General features: G+C 40.2%; 1 protein-coding gene. It reads left to right on the top strand.

Annotated features, from left to right (window positions below; translation table 11 throughout):
- Window positions 1-11: 11 nt before the first annotated feature.
- Window positions 12-661, top strand: a 650-nt coding sequence (locus J3U74_RS12435) for a filamentous hemagglutinin N-terminal domain-containing protein (RefSeq protein WP_267338107.1), incomplete at its 3' end; no start/stop codon positions are given.

Raw genomic sequence — 661 nt, 5'->3', positions numbered from 1 at the left:
GCGGTATCCAAATGGTTGTCGCCGATATTGCTAAAACGCCTAATGGTCATGAAAAAGCCAATAAAGAAGATAAACAATCATTATTCAAATCCTGTTTATTTGCATTGCAACCGATAAGCTTATTCGTATCTATCTCGTTAGGCTTTGTATCCATCATCTCACCAGCCTATGGTAATAATATTGTTGTTGATAATCAGGCAAATAAAAATCAGCAACCGCAAGTGATCTCGGCGGCAAATGGTGTCACCCAAATTAATATACAAACGCCGAATAATAAAGGTCTTTCACACAATAAATACACCCAATTTGATGTCTCACAGCAAGGGGTAATTTTAAACAACAGCAGCAAAATCAATCAAACCCAGATTGGCGGTTATGTTCAAGGTAATGAAAACTTAAAAACAACCGGTCCGGCTAAAATTATCTTAAATGAAGTCAATTCACGTAATCCAAGCCAACTAAATGGCGTGATTGAAGTTGCCGGCCAAAAAGCGCAAGTGATTATCGCTAACCCTTCGGGTATTACCTGTCATGGTTGTGGCTTTATTAACGCGAATCGAGGCACCTTAACCACCGGTACCCCGACTATCGATAATGGTGAATTAACCGGTTACCGGGTTGAACAAGGACATATTAATGTCACCGGTAAAGGGCTCGATGG

Origin of the sequence: Gilliamella sp. B3892 (assembly GCF_026536305.1) — a bacterium.
GTDB lineage: Bacteria > Pseudomonadota > Gammaproteobacteria > Enterobacterales > Orbaceae > Gilliamella.
This window is presented reverse-complemented; position numbering and strand designations above follow the sequence as displayed.